The 580-nt window shown below is 68.1% G+C and carries 1 pseudogene; it reads left to right on the top strand.

Annotated elements, in window-relative coordinates:
* Positions 1-580: pseudogene (locus LPA54_RS35500) on the top strand (hypothetical protein); the annotation flags it as partial.

Here is a 580-nt window from a genome sequence, read left to right as displayed (position 1 = left end):
ACGACGACCGCGGACTGGCCCAGATCACCAACGACCAGGTCCACGACAACAACGCACCCTCGGGCACCCTGGCCAACACCTACCCCGGCTCCGTCCCCGCCTCCACCGAGACAGTCTTCGACGCCGCCGGTCGCGCCACCGAATCCATCTTCCGGGTCTACGACCAGGAGAAGTGGCGCACCAAGACCGACCACCATGGCGACCGCACCGCCGTCACCGCCGCCGAGGGCGGCACCGGCACCCTGACGATCGTCGACGCCCACGGCCGACTCACCGAACGCCGCGAGTACGGAGGTCCCGTCCCGACCGGCAGCGACTACACCCGCACTCTCTACGATTACACGCCTGGCGGCCAGCTCAAGAAGATGACTGGCCCGGACGGTGCGGTATGGACGTACGGCTACGACCTGCGCGGCCGCAAGACGACCTCCACCGACCCCGACAAGGGCACCGTCACCACTACGTACAACGACCTCGACCAGCCGCTGACCGTCACCAGCACACTTGACGGCACCTCCCGCGCCCTGATCACCGACTACGACGAGCTCGGCCGCAAGACCGGCACCTGGCACGGGGTGAA

This window comes from Streptomyces sp. DH12 (genome assembly GCF_020873895.1).
Lineage (GTDB): Bacteria > Actinomycetota > Actinomycetes > Streptomycetales > Streptomycetaceae > Streptomyces.
The sequence above is the reverse complement of the archived record's forward strand: the minus strand, read 5'-3'. Positions and strand labels throughout refer to the sequence as shown.